Annotated in this window: 17 protein-coding genes and 1 pseudogene; 3 read left to right on the top strand and 15 right to left on the bottom strand. The window is 53.3% G+C overall.

The genetic code is table 11. The features are described 5' to 3' along the window. Nucleotides 1-288 precede the first annotated feature (288 nt). Complete coding sequence (gene cspD, locus A3GO_RS0116560) at nt 289-501, top strand: cold shock domain-containing protein CspD (protein WP_029134353.1); 213 nt, start codon at nt 289-291, stop codon at nt 499-501. Nucleotides 502-702: 201 nt separating this feature from the next. Here cspD and icd read toward each other — a convergent pair whose 3' ends face one another. From icd to A3GO_RS0116515, 9 genes and pseudogenes are all read right to left on the bottom strand, one after another. Beyond that, a complete protein-coding gene (gene icd / locus A3GO_RS0116555) occupies nt 703-1,959 on the bottom strand; it encodes an NADP-dependent isocitrate dehydrogenase (protein WP_029134352.1) in 1,257 nt (418 codons plus the stop codon). 91 nt (nt 1,960-2,050) lie between these two features. Then, complete coding sequence (locus tag A3GO_RS0116550; protein WP_029134351.1) at nt 2,051-2,716, bottom strand: endonuclease III domain-containing protein; 666 nt, start codon at nt 2,714-2,716, stop codon at nt 2,051-2,053. Next, complete coding sequence (rluB, locus tag A3GO_RS0116545; RefSeq protein ID WP_029134350.1) at nt 2,713-3,552, bottom strand: 23S rRNA pseudouridine(2605) synthase RluB; 840 nt, start codon at nt 3,550-3,552, stop codon at nt 2,713-2,715. The genes A3GO_RS0116550 and rluB overlap by 4 nt, the downstream gene beginning before the upstream one ends. A gap of 211 nt (nt 3,553-3,763) precedes the next feature. Then, a pseudogene (scpB, locus tag A3GO_RS24210) lies at nt 3,764-4,378 on the bottom strand (SMC-Scp complex subunit ScpB); the annotation flags it as partial. Between the two features lie 93 nt (nt 4,379-4,471). Next, on the bottom strand, nt 4,472-5,305 hold the full coding sequence (locus A3GO_RS0116535; protein ID WP_051302478.1) for a segregation and condensation protein A: 834 nt from the start codon (nt 5,303-5,305) through the stop codon (nt 4,472-4,474). Between the two features lie 91 nt (nt 5,306-5,396). Then, nucleotides 5,397-6,614 carry a tryptophan--tRNA ligase gene (locus A3GO_RS0116530; RefSeq protein WP_029134348.1) on the bottom strand — a complete coding sequence of 406 codons (1,218 nt, stop codon included), beginning with the start codon at nt 6,612-6,614 and terminating at the stop codon, nt 5,397-5,399. A gap of 99 nt (nt 6,615-6,713) precedes the next feature. Further along, on the bottom strand, nt 6,714-7,370 hold the full coding sequence (locus tag A3GO_RS0116525; RefSeq protein WP_029134347.1) for a site-2 protease family protein: 657 nt from the start codon (nt 7,368-7,370) through the stop codon (nt 6,714-6,716). A gap of 38 nt (nt 7,371-7,408) precedes the next feature. Then, entirely contained in the window at nt 7,409-8,032 is a 624-nt protein-coding gene (locus A3GO_RS0116520; RefSeq protein ID WP_029134346.1) for an L-threonylcarbamoyladenylate synthase, read from the bottom strand. Between the two features lie 41 nt (nt 8,033-8,073). After that, nucleotides 8,074-8,931 (bottom strand): PHP domain-containing protein, encoded by an 858-nt coding sequence (locus A3GO_RS0116515; RefSeq protein ID WP_029134345.1) that lies wholly within the window; start codon nt 8,929-8,931, stop codon nt 8,074-8,076. Nucleotides 8,932-9,084: 153 nt separating this feature from the next. On the opposite strand from A3GO_RS0116515, the gene A3GO_RS0116510 reads away from it, so the two are divergent. Both A3GO_RS0116510 and A3GO_RS0116505 read left to right on the top strand, forming a co-directional pair. Then, entirely contained in the window at nt 9,085-9,642 is a 558-nt protein-coding gene (locus tag A3GO_RS0116510) for a septation protein A (RefSeq protein WP_029134344.1), read from the top strand. Next, nucleotides 9,643-9,942 carry a YciI family protein gene (locus tag A3GO_RS0116505; protein ID WP_029134343.1) on the top strand — a complete coding sequence of 100 codons (300 nt, stop codon included), beginning with the start codon at nt 9,643-9,645 and terminating at the stop codon, nt 9,940-9,942. Nucleotides 9,943-9,959: 17 nt separating this feature from the next. Here the strand turns inward: A3GO_RS0116505 and A3GO_RS0116500 are convergent, their stop codons facing one another. The 6 genes from A3GO_RS0116500 to napG all read right to left on the bottom strand — a co-directional run bounded on the left by A3GO_RS0116500 (nt 9,960) and on the right by napG (nt 14,718). Beyond that, nucleotides 9,960-10,604: a 2-hydroxychromene-2-carboxylate isomerase gene (locus A3GO_RS0116500; protein WP_029134342.1), complete on the bottom strand. Its 645-nt coding sequence runs from the start codon at nt 10,602-10,604 to the stop codon at nt 9,960-9,962. 21 nt (nt 10,605-10,625) lie between these two features. After that, a complete protein-coding gene (gene moaA, locus A3GO_RS0116495; protein WP_029134341.1) occupies nt 10,626-11,606 on the bottom strand; it encodes a GTP 3',8-cyclase MoaA in 981 nt (326 codons plus the stop codon). Nucleotides 11,607-11,746: 140 nt separating this feature from the next. Beyond that, nucleotides 11,747-12,310 (bottom strand): NapC/NirT family cytochrome c, encoded by a 564-nt coding sequence (locus A3GO_RS0116490; protein WP_029134340.1) that lies wholly within the window; start codon nt 12,308-12,310, stop codon nt 11,747-11,749. Between the two features lie 141 nt (nt 12,311-12,451). Next, nucleotides 12,452-12,880: a nitrate reductase cytochrome c-type subunit gene (locus tag A3GO_RS0116485; RefSeq protein WP_029134339.1), complete on the bottom strand. Its 429-nt coding sequence runs from the start codon at nt 12,878-12,880 to the stop codon at nt 12,452-12,454. Nucleotides 12,881-12,943: 63 nt separating this feature from the next. Further along, nucleotides 12,944-13,852: a quinol dehydrogenase ferredoxin subunit NapH gene (gene napH, locus A3GO_RS24205; RefSeq protein WP_051302476.1), complete on the bottom strand. Its 909-nt coding sequence runs from the start codon at nt 13,850-13,852 to the stop codon at nt 12,944-12,946. Next, nucleotides 13,852-14,718 carry a ferredoxin-type protein NapG gene (gene napG, locus A3GO_RS24200; protein ID WP_029134338.1) on the bottom strand — a complete coding sequence of 289 codons (867 nt, stop codon included), beginning with the start codon at nt 14,716-14,718 and terminating at the stop codon, nt 13,852-13,854. Before napG ends, napH begins: the two co-directional genes overlap by 1 nt. Between the last annotated feature and the right edge of the window lie 26 nt (nt 14,719-14,744).

Here is a 14,744-nt window from a genome sequence, read left to right as displayed (position 1 = left end):
CATCCTTGCCCAGACTCCGATTATCCCCTATTTCAAGACAAATTAATCCATCTCAACTACCCTGTTATTATGCCGTGAAATGTCTAATATTTGACCAACCGTTCCGAATCGCTATACTAATTAGATTGAGGGGGGTAGAAATTTAATTTATGATCGCCGTGGGATTTTCTACCCGCTTTGTATTCGTGATCTGCATAATTCAACGGGCATTAATTCAATAACAACAGCCCTGCCACCTATGCAGTGATGAATTAAGTCTGTACTTGGAGTACTGGAGGAGTACGCGTCATGGCAACTGGCACTGTTAAATGGTTCAACAACGCAAAAGGTTATGGGTTTGTAACGCCTGATCAAGGCGAGCAGGACATCTTCATTCACTTTTCAGCCATCAGTATGGATGGCTATAAAACACTCAAAGAGGGCCAGAAAGTTCAGTTCGAACTTGAAGAGGGTCCCAAGGGCCTGCACGCTGCCAATCTGCAGTCTATTGCTGAAGCCTGACAAGCTTTCATAACACGCTGCATCACCTGTACTCATCCAGGTGGTAGGTGGTGCAGATGGTCTAAGGGCGCCGCTTTACCAGACACCCGCTCGTTGGTGGTGCTGGTGTTAGGCCCTGCCCTTCAGGCCAGCAAATTGAAAGAAACAAAAAAGCCCGTGACGTTATTCGCCACGGGCTTTTTTTAACACAAAAACGACAAGTTACATATTCGCGATCATCGCGTCACCGAATGCCGAGCAACTTAGCAGGGTGGAACCCTCCATCAGACGCTCGAAATCATAGGTCACGGTTTTTGCCTTGATCGCTCCGGACATCGCCTTGACCACCAGGTCCGCCGCCTCGACCCAACCCATATGCCGCAACATCATCTCGGCAGAGAGGATCAGTGATCCGGGATTCACCTTGTCCAGGCCCGCATATTTTGGCGCGGTGCCATGGGTTGCCTCGAACATGGCCACGGTGTCGGACAGGTTGGCGCCCGGTGCAATACCGATACCGCCCACCTGGGCCGCCAGCGCATCAGAGATGTAGTCACCGTTCAGGTTCAAGGTCGCAATCACATCATACTCGGCAGGACGCAGCAGGATCTGCTGCAGGAAGGCATCCGCGATCGAGTCCTTGACGATGATCTCATTACCGGTCTTGGGATTCTTGAAGCTGCACCAGGGGCCTCCATCGATTTCGACTGCGCCGAACTCCTCCTTGGCAATTTCATAACCCCAGTTTTTAAAGGCGCCTTCGGTAAACTTCATGATATTACCCTTGTGCACCAGGGTAACCGAGCTACGATCGTTGTCGATGGCATACTGCAACGCTTTGCGGACCAGGCGACGGGTGCCATCACGTGAAACCGGCTTGATACCGATACCGGAGCATTCCGGGAAGCGGATCTTGGTGACGCCCATTTGACCCTGCAGGAAATCGATCACTTTCTTGACATCATCGGTGCCTTCTTCCCACTCGATTCCGGCATAGATATCTTCCGAGTTCTCCCGGAAGATCACCATATCCGTCAGGTCGGGACGCTTCAGCGGACTAGGAGTCCCTTCGTAGTAGCGGACAGGACGCAGACAGACAAACAGATCCAGCACCTGACGCAACGCCACATTCAGTGATCGCATGCCACCGCCAACCGGTGTGGTCAGTGGTCCTTTGATGGACACGGTGAACTCCTTGACAGCCTCATAGGTCTCTTCCGGCAGCCAGGTATCGCCACCATAAAGATTGTTGGCCTTTTCACCGGCAAAGATCTCCATCCAGGCAATACTGCGCTCGCCACCATATGCCTTATCTACCGCAGCATCGATCACCTTAATCATCACCGGGGTGATGTCGATACCGATACCATCGCCTTCTATATAGGGAATGATTGGGCGATTGGGAACACTGAGGGAGAAATCGGGATTAACGGTAATTTTGTCGCCGTCGGCCGGAACTTTAATCTTATCGTATGCCATGCGCGTTTCCATCGTTGTCCAAAAAAAATAATTCTAGCATCGGCCCCGGGGTTAGGCGAAATTTTTTTTGTTTTTTTATAGGATACTCATACTATTTAGTTACGTATTCACAGTCCGGGCATAGAATGCAGCGGTCGCACTCCGGTTTAACTCGGCAAGCCTGCTTTGCATGCTGCACGATCAAGGCATGATATTCATTATAAATTGCTGCAGATGCATCAAGTGCTCCCTCAAACCGGGCTCTCAGCGCTTCATAGTCTTCATTACCGGACACTAGTCCAAATCTTGAAAATATTCGCCGGGTATAGGCATCAATTACGAATACCGGTCGTTGAAAGGCATAGAGCAGAATCGCGTCCGCGGTTTCCAGCCCTACACCGTTCACCGCCAGCAGTTGTTGCCGCAATTCTCTGGTGGGCATCTCCTGAAGCCGCTTAAAACCGGCGTTATGCAGTAGCATGCAGAGATTTTTCAGGCGCGTGGTCTTGATGTTGAAATAACCGGCCGGTCGCAGCAGTTGTGCCAATTCGGCATCAGGACAGTTGATTATCCCGTCGGCAGCGAGCAGGTCTGCACGCTTCAGGTTATTGATCGCTGCCTCCACATTGCGCCAGGCGGTATTCTGGGTCAGGATCGCGCCAACCATCACCTCAAACGCCGTATCGCCCGGCCACCAGTGCTGTGGACCGTAGTGATCCAGCAGGCTACGGTAGACTTGGTTGAATTGGCATTCGGGGGAAGCGACGCCGGCACTCATCGCCGGGATGCTGTCTTATTCCGCGGGGTTTTGCCTTTTCTGCCCCGACCGCGTTTTTTCGGCTCGGGTTCCGGTGCGGCACTGGTAGCCATCAGCAGATCACTCAACTCCTGCTCAGTCAGTTCTCTATGCCGCCCAACGGCCAGACTGCTATCCAGAAACAGGGGGCCAAAGCGTACTCTTTTCAGGCGGTTAACCTTGAGATCGACCGACTCCCACAAACGCCGAACCTCCCGATTGCGTCCCTCCATGATCACCACGTGAAACCAGCGATTGCGTCCCTCTCCCCCCGATTCGACGATATCCTCGAAACGGGCAAATCCATCATCCAGTTCCACGCCATTCACCAACTGCTGCAGCTTTTCGCTGGTGACCTCGCCATTGACCCGCACGGCATACTCCCGCTCAATCTGCTGTGAGGGATGCATTAACTTGTTGGCCAGTTCGCCATCCGTAGTGAAGATCATCAAGCCACTGGTATTCAGATCCAGTCGTCCAACTGCAATCCATCGACTACCGACCAATTTCGGAAGACGGGAAAATACCGTTGGACGCCCACCGGGATCATCCCGGGTCACCAGTTCACCTTCCGGCTTGTTATAGATAATGATCTGGGCCTCTTGTTTCTTGAGCCGCCATGCCCCCACCTTGGTCCTGCCGATATAGATGGTATCTTCAGGCGTAACCCGATCCCCGAGCTTGGCCGTCTTACCGTTGACCGACACCTCGCCCGCCTCAATTTGACGTTCGAGTTCACGGCGTGAACCGAATCCCGCATTGGCCAATACCTTTTGCAAACGCTCCCCTGAATCAGTAGGTTGAGATTTATTCTTCATGTTTTTTCTCATCCAAAGCAGGCGATTCTAACGTATCGCCTGGATCAGATTCAGCGCCGATCTCGTCATTCAAATCAATGGTCGAGTCCGGCTTTTTGTCCGTTGTCTCAACAGGCGCGGCATCGGTATGCAATGAGATGACATCCGCCAGGTGATCAACTGACAATGCGGCATCATCCGCACTCTCGTCATCGAATGTTTCTCCCAACGCTGATGCAGCAGACTCCGCCAGATTGGCTATCGATGCCTCGCCGGCCATCTCACTCCCCGGCTCAGCCAGTTCCAGCTCCCGGTTGATGGAGTCCAGATCACGTATCTGCTGAAGAGTTGGCAGCTCGTCCAGGCTTTTCAGGCCAAAATAGTTCAGGAACTCCCGCGTAGTGGCATAGAGTGACGGCTTCCCAGGCACATCTCGTGTCCCCACAACACGGACCCACTCACGTTCCAGCAGGGTTTTCACTATGTTGCTGCTGACGCTGACCCCGCGGATATCTTCAATTTCCCCCCGGGTTATCGGCTGCCGATAGGCAATCAGTGCCAGGGTTTCCATCAACGCCCGGGAGTAACGAGGTGCACGCTCTTCCCATAGGCGGGACACCCAGGGTGCATACTCCTCGCGCACATTGATCCGAAACCCACCAGCCACCTCAACGATCTCGATACCGCGTCCGGAATAATCTTCAGTCAACGCGGCTACTGCCTCACGCAGATCCTTTTTCTCCGGCCGCTCGTCCTCCAGGAACAGCTCCTGCAGTCGCTCAACCGTTAACGGACCACCGGCGGCCAGCAAGGCTGCTTCTACTATCTGTGTCAGTTTATCCATCATTGATATTTCGGTCCGTCCGATTTTACCCTCCGGGTGTGGCACCCGGTTAATTTTTATAACAAGCTGCCAGGCAACTTCGCATCACATCCCGGTTTAATGTTCCGCCTTGGATACCGCCTTAACATGAATGGGACCAAAGCTTTCTGCCTGAATGAGATCAATCAAGGCCCCCTTGATCAGTTCCAATACCGCCAGAAAGGTTACCACCACCCCGAGGCGGCCTTCAGTGGGATCAAACAGCTGGGTGAACTCAGTGAAACTCTCGGCATTAATACGCTCCAGGATGCCGGACATCTTTTCCCGCACCGAGAGCGCCTCCATCTGTACATGGTGATGACTGAACATATCGACCCGGTGCATGACCTCTTTCAGGGCAAACAGAATCTCCCGCAGGTCCACATCGGGCGGCCGCCGCTGAATGATCCGGTCCGGCACCTCGGCTTCTGCCTGAAACAGGTCACGGCCCATTCGGGGAAGATTATCGATATCCTCGGCCGCCTGCTTGTAGCGTTCGTACTCCTGTAATCGCCTGATCAGCTCGGCACGCGGATCACCCTCCTCGTCTTCCAGCTCTTCCTGCCGGGGCAGTAGCATGCGGGATTTGATCTCCGCCAGCATGGCCGCCATCACCAGATATTCCGCCGCCAGTTCCAGGCGGATATCTTTCATCAGATCAACATACTCCATGTACTGGGAGGTGATCTGGGCAATCGGAATATCCAGAATATCCAGATTCTGTCGCTTGATCAGGTAGAGCAACAGATCCAGCGGCCCCTCAAAGGCGTCAAGGAACACCTCCAGCGCATCCGGCGGGATATAGAGGTCCTTCGGAATTGTGGTCCAGGGGGCTCCCTGCACCACGGCAAAGGGCATCTCTTCCTGTGCGGGATGGGGATGCAGCGGCAGATTCAGTTCCTTATCTGGCATTATATTCCTGACGACAATGTTATCCAGTGGTCCATGATACTCCGATCATTTGCACCGAAACATATCCGTTGAACCATCCAAATAACCTTGGCTAGCGATAATTCATGCTCATGGCGTGGCGCACCTCAACCATGGTGGACTGGGCCATGTCCCGCGCCGCTTCACACCCTTCCGCCAGGATCGACCGAACCAGGTCCGGTTGGGCCTCGAATGACCGTGCGCGCTCCTGGATCGGCTTCAGCTCTTGCAACACGGCATCGATAACCGGCTGCTTGCACTCCACGCAACCGATGCCGGCACTGCGGCACCCCTCCTGCACCCAGGTCTTGACACCGTCATTCGAATAGACGAGGTGAAATTGCCATACCGGGCAACGATCCGGGTCGCCCGGATCTGTGCGACGCACCCGGTTTGTGTCTGTGGGCATGGTGCGAAGCGCCTTTTCGATCACCTCTGGATCATCCCGCAGGGCAATCGTGTTGCCATAGGATTTGGACATCTTCTGTCCATCCAGCCCGGGCATTTTAGAGGCCTTGGTCAACAGCGGCTGGGGTTCCGGCAGAATCACGCGACCACTCCCCTCCAGGTAACCAAACAGCCGGTCCCGATCATTGACCGTGATATTCTGTTGACTGTCCAGCAGTGCCCGAGCCGCATCAAGCGCCGCCTGATCGCCCTGCTCCTGGTAGGACTTGCGATAGCGACTGTACAGCTTGGCACTCTTTTTACCCATCTTTTTAATGGCCTGCTCGGCCATCGCTTCGAACCCCGTCTCCCGGCCATAGATATGGTTGAAGCGCCTGGCGACCTCCCGGGTAAACTCAACGTGGGACACCTGGTCTTCGCCCACCGGCACCAAACCCGCCTTGTAGATCAGGATATCGGCCGCCTGCAGCAGCGGGTAACCGAGAAAACCGTAGGTAGCCAGGTCCTTCTCCTTCAGTTTCTCCTGTTGGTCCTTATAGGTCGGCACCCGTTCGAGCCAACCGAGCGGGGTAATCATGGAGAGTAGCAGATGAAGTTCCGCGTGCTCCGGCACCTGGGACTGGATAAAGATCTTCGCTTCTCCCTGGTTCACCCCTACCGCCAGCCAGTCGATCACCATTTCCAAGACGCTCTCGGGAATGGAACTGGGATCGTCATAGAGGGTCGTCAGGGCATGCCAGTCGGCCACGAAGAAGAAGCACTCATATTCGTGCTGGAGTTCTACCCAGTTTTTCAAGACACCATGATAATGACCCAGGTGAAGACGGCCGGTCGGTCGCATGCCGGAAAGTATACGGGCATGTTGCGCAGGAACAGAGTTCAAGATTTTTACCTCAAGTTAATGTTTTTTTATTACAAAACGGTCATAAAAACTAAAAATACCCACGCCCCGCCGGGTATTCGATTCAGGTTAGCAAAGTGTTCAGCTCAAACCCACTATCCAAGTGCTGAAACTCTGCACCAGACCCACACCCGGTTGAACAACACTGCCAAGCAAGCCGCTGAACAAGAGGGCCACCACAATCATTAATCCCCACGGTTCCAGCCGCGCATACTGCATGGCCAGACGTGGAGGCAACAGGGAAGCGACCACACGCCCCCCATCCAGCGGCAGAATCGGGATCAGGTTCAACACCATCAGAAAGGCGTTGATGAGTATCCCGGCAGAGCCCATATAGACCATGGGCAGAGCAAACCAGGCATAATCATCGCCAAGGATTATTCCCAGGTGAATCATGCCAGCCCAGAAAATTGCCATGATCAGGTTTGCACCGGGGCCGGCAATCGCCACCAGAGCCATATCCCGCCTGGGTTGTCTGAGTTTTCTGCCATCCACCGGTACCGGCTTGGCCCAACCGAACAGAAAACCGGTGAGGGCGAACATGGCCAGGGGCACCAGTATAGTGCCGATAGGGTCGATATGACGCAGCGGATTAAGAGTGACGCGCCCCAGCAGACTCGCAGTCTGATCTCCCAGTTTTTTCGCCATCCAACCATGTGCCGCTTCATGTACGGTAATGGCAAACAGCACCGGAAGAAACAGCACGGCGAGTTGTTGCGTTGTAGTTAAACCTTCCATCGATCGATTATACCCGTCTCATTTCGACTGACATCTGCTCAGGATTCGAACAGGGAGATATCGCCTTTTCCGGCACGAACCACCACCGGTGCATCCCCTTCCATATCGACCACCGTGGTATCTTCAAAACCGCAGTAGCCGCCGTCAATCACCAGATCCACCTGATGACTGAGGATATCCCGCATTTCATAAGGGTCGGTCAGCGGCATCTCTTCACCCGGCAGAATCAACGTAGAACTCATCAGGGGCTCATCCAGTTCTGCCAGCAGTGCCTGGGCGATGGCATTATCCGGCACACGAATACCGATAGTCTTTCTTTTCGGGTGCTGCAATCGCCGGGGGACCTGCTTGGTTGCCATGTGAATAAAAGTGTAGGGACCGGGCGTCAGATTCTTCAACATCCGGTAGTGCTGGTTCTCAATTTTGGCATAGATGGCTATTTCCGAAAGATCGCGACAGACCAGGGTGAAATTGTGCTTGTCGTCCAGCTTACGAATGGTGCGGATCCGTTCCATCGCCGCCTTGTCGCCAATGTGGCAACCCAATGCGTAGCTTGAATCAGTGGGATAAACCACCACACCGCCCTGGCGAATGATCTCTACCGCACTGCGTATGAGCCGCAACTGTGGATTTTCGGGATGTATCTGAAAAAACTGTGCCATGAGTTATGAATCAAAAAGATAGGTGAGTAAATGGGAGAGAATCAGGCCGGAATCGACACTGCTAAATCGGGCCAGCCACGCCAGATAGGAACCGCGTTATCCGGTAACGCGGATAGCTTACCCAGGTCGGCCCAGGGCGTTTCGGGTCCATGATAGTCCGAGCCGACGGAAGCCCGCAGGGAGAAATCACGACTATGCTTCGCCATGGTGAACGCCTCATCCCTGCTATGGCTTCCAGAGACCACTTCCAGTGCAGCACCACCGGCCTCCTGAAACTCGCCAATCAGGCGTCGTAGCTTGGTTCTGGTCATGCCATATCGAGCCGGATGGGCAATGACCGCTTCACCACCCGCACCGTGTATCCAGCCCACAGCCTTGCCCAGATCAGCCCATTCGCCGGCCACATGGCCAGGTTTCCCTTGAGTCAGAAACTGCTTGAACACCTTGCGCATATCAGGAGCGTAACCCTGCTCGACCAGGAACCGGGCGAAATGGGTACGGCTGATCAGGTGCCCATTGGAATATCCCTTTGCTCCTTCATAAGCACCCGAAATCCCATGTTTTTCCAACCGCCTACCTATCTCTTCCGCACGCCAGCCACGGAAACGGCGCAGTTCCGCAAGCCCCGCCTGCAGGGTTTTATTCTCCGGATCGAAGCCCAGCCCCACTATGTGTACCACCTGGCCACTCCAGGTTACCGAGATCTCCACACCGGTGACCAGGCAGATCCCGCTGCCTTTGGCGGCTGTCGAGGCTTCCAGTAACCCTTCGGTGGTGTCGTGATCAGTCACAGCCAACACATCAACGCCTGCCGCCACGGCGCGAGCCACCAGCACAGAGGGAGGCAGAGTTCCGTCAGAGGCAGTGGTGTGGGTATGGAGATCGTAGCAGACATTCATCCGCGCATTGTAACCTAAAGAGTCACAGATTGATTCACTACCGCTGCAACACCGCCAAGCGGGTGCAAGACCGAAAAGCGCCGTTCTGCTGCTGGGGTCTGGGCAATTTATGTTATCCTGCCACAATCAACGGCCGGGCCTTATTATAAAATCATGAAGTTTCTCAGCGATCTGTTTCCCGTCATACTTTTCTTCATCGCCTATAAAATGTATGACTTCTACGTGGCGACAGCGGTCATCATTGTCGCCACTATCGCTCAGGTGGGTTTTAACTGGTTCCGGCATCACAAGGTTGAGAAGATGCACCTGGTCACGCTGCTGCTGGTGTTGCTGTTTGGTGGCCTGACCCTCTATCTGCAGGATCCGTTATTCCTCAAATGGAAGCCGACGGTGGTTAACTGGCTGTTCGCCATCGTGTTTCTCGGCAGCCAGTTCATCGGAAACAAACCGCTGGTTGAGAGGATGATGAGCAAAAGCGTTGCGTTGCCTCCTCCTGTCTGGAGCAGGCTCAACCTGGCCTGGACCCTGTTCTTTGTCGCCATGGGGGTGGTCAATCTATACGTGGCTTTCAATTTTTCCGAAGCAGCGTGGGTCAACTTCAAGCTCTTTGGCATGATGGGAATGACCATACTGTTTATCATCCTGCAAGCCTTCTATCTGGCAAAGTTCATTACCGAGCCAGAGCAGAAAACAACCCCGGAGGAGAGTTGAGTGTTTTACGCAATCATGGGTACGGATCGAGAAGACAGCCTGGAGGCCCGCCTGCAGGCACGTCCCGAGCACGTGGAGCGACTCAAGCAGCTACAGAATGAAGGCCGGCTGCTATTGGCAGGCCCCCACCCGGCAATCGATAGTGAAGACCCGGGACCAGCGGGCTTCAGCGGAAGTCTGATTATTGCTGAATTCGCCAGCCTGGAAGAGGCCAAGGCCTGGGCCGATGACGACCCCTACACTCAAACAGGTGTCTTTTCGCAAATATCGGTCAAACCATTCAGGAAGACGCTTCCCTGAACTGACAGACAGCGGCATCAGCCCCTTTTGATACCCTCACCCACCCCATCGGCCTGCCGCATGGCAGGTCGATTGAAAAGCGCGGGGTCCTGCAGATAGTCGTTGATGAGCGGCATGGAATCAAAACCCCAGAACACTTCCTCATCAAGGATAAATCCCGGCACACCAAATATATCCCGAGAGATCGCCTGTTGGGTGTTTGCGATCAGCCGGGACTTGACATCGGGTGCGCTCACCAAATCCGCCGCCTGTTTGCTGTCCAATCCCAAATCATCGAGTAATGAGGCCCAATCGGCTGGGTTGTCACTACTCTTTCCTTCAGCCCAGACAAACCTGAACAGGCGGTCTGCAATAGACGGATCGTCCCCCAGGGCAATATTCAGGCGTAACAGCTTCAGTGGATTAAACGGGTGAAGCGGCGGAAATTTAAGCGGGATGGTATTTTTTTCCGCCAACCAGGCAATCTGCCGATAAGTGAATTTGCGCATGGGTGCAATCTCACCCGGCCCCCGCGTCTCCCACTGTTTCAGGATGCCAGCGAATAAAATTGGCCGGCGCATAATGCGCACGTCAGCGGGAAACCGGTCCAGGGTCTGACTCGCCAGGTAGGCGTAAGGGGAGATGAAATCGTAAAACCACTCAATGGTCTTTGGTTCACTCATTGGCGCGGGTGATCTGTATTTTCAGCCGCCGGTCATGGACATGACACGCACCACCTGGTCAGGATTGGTATTAAACTCGTGTTTCTCCGGTTTTCTCTGGATCGCCGCCAGGATCTCGTCCTTCAGTTGATCATCAGAGAGTCCCTTGCGCAATAACGGTTTCAGTTCCAGTTTGTCCTGTTGTCCCAGACAGAGATAGAGCGTACCTTCGGACGAGAGGCGCACCCGATTACAATCCTCACAGAAATGCTGAGACATGGGGGTGATAAATCCGATCTTGATGCGTTTATCAACTATCTTGAAATATTTGGCAGGTCCGGCCCCCTTCATGCGTGCCGGCTCCAGCTTGAAGCGTTGTTCCAGAATCTGTCGAACCTCGTCCATCGGCACATAGCGATCCCGGGCCTCTTGGCCGGCAGCGCCCACCGGCATGGTTTCAATGAATCTCAGGGTAAACCGGTTTTTAATACAGAAATCCACCATATCGCCCACTTCATGGAGATTCAGGTCCCGCATCACCACCATATTGATCTTGATCGGGTAGAGATCGACCCGCTTCGCCTCCATCAACCCATCGATTACCTTGTTCAGGTCCCCTTGGGTAATCTGACGAAATACTTCCGAATTCAGGGAATCAAGACTGACATTGATACGCCCTACCCCGGTATCCTTGAGCATCCGGGCGTGTTGCGCGAGATGGGAGGCGTTGGTACTCATCGAGAAGTCCTCGATATCCGGTAGCGCGGCAATCCCCCGAACCATCACCTCGATGTCCTTATGGATCAGCGGTTCACCACCCGTCAGCCGTACCTTGCTGACACCCATTTCACTAAACACCCGGATCAGCCGGATAAACTCATCCAGCTTCAGCCGATCCTCTACTTCGGTAAAGCCTTTAAATCCCTTCGGGATACAATAGAAACAACGAAAATCGCAGCGATCCGTCACTGAGAGCCGCAGATACTCTATCTTTCGATTAAAACGATCAATGAGTGCAGTCATGGTTTCTCATCCCGGCGTGTGAAATGCAATTGTTTCCTGTTATCAGTTAAAAAACAATAGCCCGTTGGACAAATCCAGCAGGCTATTGTTCAAATCGGCCCGGACCATTTCATGCCAGGCATTTACTTACTGTATCGGGATCAACCTTCACCAGGCATGTCTTCCGCCGGGTCATAACCCTCCGGCAGTGAGTGCGCGATACCCTTGTGACAATCGATACAGGTGTAGCCCTTCTCAATCGCTTCATCATGGGAATCAGCACTACGACTCTCCTGGCGGGTGAAGTCCATGGAATCAAAGTTGTGGCAGTTTCGACACTCACGGGAATCGGTATCCTTCATCGCCTTCCAGACATTCTGCGCCAGTTGCAGCCGCTTGGCCTCGAACTTTTCGGGTGTATCAATGGTGCCCATAAACTTGTGATAGAGCTCATTACTGGCCTTGATTTTACGCACCACCTTATGCACCCAATCCTTGGGTACGTGACAGTCAGGGCAAGTAGCGCGCACCCCGGTTCGGTTAGTAAAGTGAATGGTATCCTGCAATTCCTGGTAAACATTCTCTTCCATCTCATGACAGGAGATGCAGAACTGTTCGGTATTGGTCGCCTCCATGGCGGTGTTGAAACCACCCCAAAGAACAATACCCAGCACGATGCCGACTACCAACAAACTTAATACGCCACGCTTAGCACCCTTATTCATTTTACGACCCCATATCTTCTTTATTATCTCTGCTCGGAATCATACCGACCCAGGACATTTAGGTAATTGCTTTCGATCAACAAATAACCCCCGACTCACCCTGGTTGAATCGGGGGTAAGCTCAACACCTACAACTAGTACCTACTTCGCACCTTCGAACTGATTGTTAACAATTGGCTCAGCATTTAGCTGAGGCGCATGGCACTGGTTACAAAAGTATCGACGGGTAGAAATGGTCTCCAGAACCTTACCGTCCCGTGACACATAGTGAGAATCACCCGCCTTTGGCGCTTTTTTCTGTTCATAGGTCTTTTCAGAATGGCACTTCATGCAGGTGTTCGTTTTAAGATTGATGGTCTCCTTGTCAATCTTATGCGGGATCATTGGTGGCTGGATCTTGTAGCTGCGCTCTACAGCACCCTGGGTGATGACCTGCTTACGCATCGGATTTTCGTCCGCTCCTGCAGTCAGATCCTTATCACCCCGAAGCGAGGTGACACCAGAGAAGGCGCCCCCGGTGAACATGAGTGTCACCATGGCAACCATTAGGGTTACGATTACTTTTTTCATCTCGATCTCCATAAAGCTCTAAATCATGATATCCGGATATTTGACGGTCTTGATCAACCAGGATCAGACAGAATGTTGCGCTCCGTCGTCTCGCTGTTTTCCGGATGCGTTCACCATCAGGTTGTTAAAACGGGTCCCAAACTGGAATACATCTTTTGCACATACATCAATACAGCGTCCACAATTTGTGCAGTTGGCAGAGAGGATAACCGGCCCAATCCCCTTGTCCGCCCCTTTCAAGGCAGGTTTGATTACCTGCTTCTCCGGACAGACCACAAAGCAATCCATGCAGTCGTTACAGCTCTCCCTCTCAGCCGCAACGATTCTGATTGCACTCCCGGCACCCAGCAGGCTGTAAAACGCGCCTACCGGACAGAGCCTTCCACACCATCCATTCTTGGCAATGAACAGATCAAACAGGAAGATTCCTACAATCAGAATCCATGCCATGCCCATCCCGAACACAATGCCGCGGAACAACATTGATACCGGATTGAACAACTCCCAGACCAGCGAGCCGGTTACAATAGGCAGGACCAACGTCAGTCCCAACATCCAGTAACGCGTCGACTTCGCCATCTGTGAAGTGGTTTTGATACCGAGTTTTCGACGTAACCAGGCAGCAGCGTCCGTCACTATGTTTACCGGGCATACCCAGGAGCAGTAGACCCTTCCTCCCACCAGCAGATAGAAGGCAATCACAATGACAACGCCGACAATAGCCGACAACTCCGGTACCACACCCGACAGCACCGACTGCAACAGGACATGTGGATCAGTCAGCGGCAATACATCCAGAGTCATACTGGCTGCCAGATTACCTTTTACTATCCACAAACCTGCCAATGGGCCCAGCAGGAACAGAACCAATATAGACAACTGGCTTGCACGACGAAGAATCAACCACTGATGGGCCTTGAACCAGCCCTTGGCGGCAATGGCATCGGTACCTGCTACTAACTTGTCAGCCATTATTGATCCTCCAGTCCACGGTTAAGCCGATCCAGCGGATTTGAGGGAAACGGCTTTGTCTGTTGTCCCTCGGGTTCCACTATCAGGCCCTTACCTTGCAGGTCGTAGCGCACTCCTTCAGGAAGGTTGTACTTGTGCTCTACGTCCGGTGTTACCAGCGACTTTCCTGCTTTCTCCTTCTCTTTCCAACCGAGTCGATAATGTCTGCCCAGTTCTCCCTTCGCCAGATGGGTTGGGAAAACCTTGATTGCCGCCTCTTCGAGGATGCAGGCTTTTTCACAGAGTCCACAGCCGGTACAAGCGTCGGAATGCACGACAGGCAAAAACCTCGCATGCTTTCCTGAACGCACGTTGTGCTCGTACTCCAAAGAAATCGCCTTACCCCGAATCGGACAGATATTGAAACAGACTTCACAGCGCAATCCCTGAAAGGCAATACAGGTTTCCTGATCAACCAACACTGCAAGACCCATCCTGGCGTCATTTATGTTGGTCAATCCATGGTCCAGCGCATTGGTCGGGCAGGCCACAACACAGGGGATATCCTCACACATTTCACACGGATCGGTCCGCGCATAAAAGTAAGGCGTGCCAGTAGCCACCTGATCCCCCAACTGCCCCAGCGACAGCATGTCGTACGGACAATCCCGCACACACAAGCCACACCGAATGCAGGCACCCAGAAACTCCTCTTCCGGTAGTGCCCCCGGTGGCCTGATTGCCATCGCCGGCAGTGACTCGGCCTGTTTTGCATAAAAGCCGAGTCCCATACCCATAAGGCCCACTCCACATGCAGTCTTGAGCGTTTGACTCAAAAACTGCCGGCGGTTGATGCCTTTGCCTGTACCATTACCTGAATCTGACATCTCATTACTACTCTGCTATCGATCCG

Origin of the sequence: Sedimenticola selenatireducens DSM 17993 (assembly GCF_000428045.1) — a bacterium.
In the GTDB taxonomy this organism is placed as follows: domain Bacteria; phylum Pseudomonadota; class Gammaproteobacteria; order Chromatiales; family Chromatiaceae; genus Sedimenticola; species Sedimenticola selenatireducens.
Note: the sequence above shows the minus strand (reverse complement) of the source record. Positions and strands in the feature narration are given on the sequence as shown.

What these genes read in the sequence shown, in the direction of transcription:
- napG (WP_029134338.1), bottom strand. Translation starts at nt 14,718, where the DNA reads ATGTCAGATTCAGGTAATGGTACAGGCAAAGGCATCAACCGCCGGCAG.
- A3GO_RS0116520 (WP_029134346.1), bottom strand. Translation starts at nt 8,032, where the DNA reads ATGGCACAGTTTTTTCAGATACATCCCGAAAATCCACAGTTGCGGCTC.
- napH (WP_051302476.1), bottom strand. Translation starts at nt 13,852, where the DNA reads ATGGCTGACAAGTTAGTAGCAGGTACCGATGCCATTGCCGCCAAGGGC.
- A3GO_RS0116515 (WP_029134345.1), bottom strand. Translation starts at nt 8,931, where the DNA reads ATGAATGTCTGCTACGATCTCCATACCCACACCACTGCCTCTGACGGA.
- cspD (WP_029134353.1), top strand. Translation starts at nt 289, where the DNA reads ATGGCAACTGGCACTGTTAAATGGTTCAACAACGCAAAAGGTTATGGG.
- A3GO_RS0116535 (WP_051302478.1), bottom strand. Translation starts at nt 5,305, where the DNA reads ATGCCAGATAAGGAACTGAATCTGCCGCTGCATCCCCATCCCGCACAG.
- A3GO_RS0116550 (WP_029134351.1), bottom strand. Translation starts at nt 2,716, where the DNA reads ATGAGTGCCGGCGTCGCTTCCCCCGAATGCCAATTCAACCAAGTCTAC.
- rluB (WP_029134350.1), bottom strand. Translation starts at nt 3,552, where the DNA reads ATGAAGAATAAATCTCAACCTACTGATTCAGGGGAGCGTTTGCAAAAG.
- A3GO_RS0116525 (WP_029134347.1), bottom strand. Translation starts at nt 7,370, where the DNA reads ATGGAAGGTTTAACTACAACGCAACAACTCGCCGTGCTGTTTCTTCCG.
- A3GO_RS0116490 (WP_029134340.1), bottom strand. Translation starts at nt 12,310, where the DNA reads ATGAATAAGGGTGCTAAGCGTGGCGTATTAAGTTTGTTGGTAGTCGGC.
- A3GO_RS0116485 (WP_029134339.1), bottom strand. Translation starts at nt 12,880, where the DNA reads ATGAAAAAAGTAATCGTAACCCTAATGGTTGCCATGGTGACACTCATG.
- moaA (WP_029134341.1), bottom strand. Translation starts at nt 11,606, where the DNA reads ATGACTGCACTCATTGATCGTTTTAATCGAAAGATAGAGTATCTGCGG.
- icd (WP_029134352.1), bottom strand. Translation starts at nt 1,959, where the DNA reads ATGGCATACGATAAGATTAAAGTTCCGGCCGACGGCGACAAAATTACC.
- A3GO_RS0116500 (WP_029134342.1), bottom strand. Translation starts at nt 10,604, where the DNA reads ATGAGTGAACCAAAGACCATTGAGTGGTTTTACGATTTCATCTCCCCT.
- A3GO_RS0116510 (WP_029134344.1), top strand. Translation starts at nt 9,085, where the DNA reads ATGAAGTTTCTCAGCGATCTGTTTCCCGTCATACTTTTCTTCATCGCC.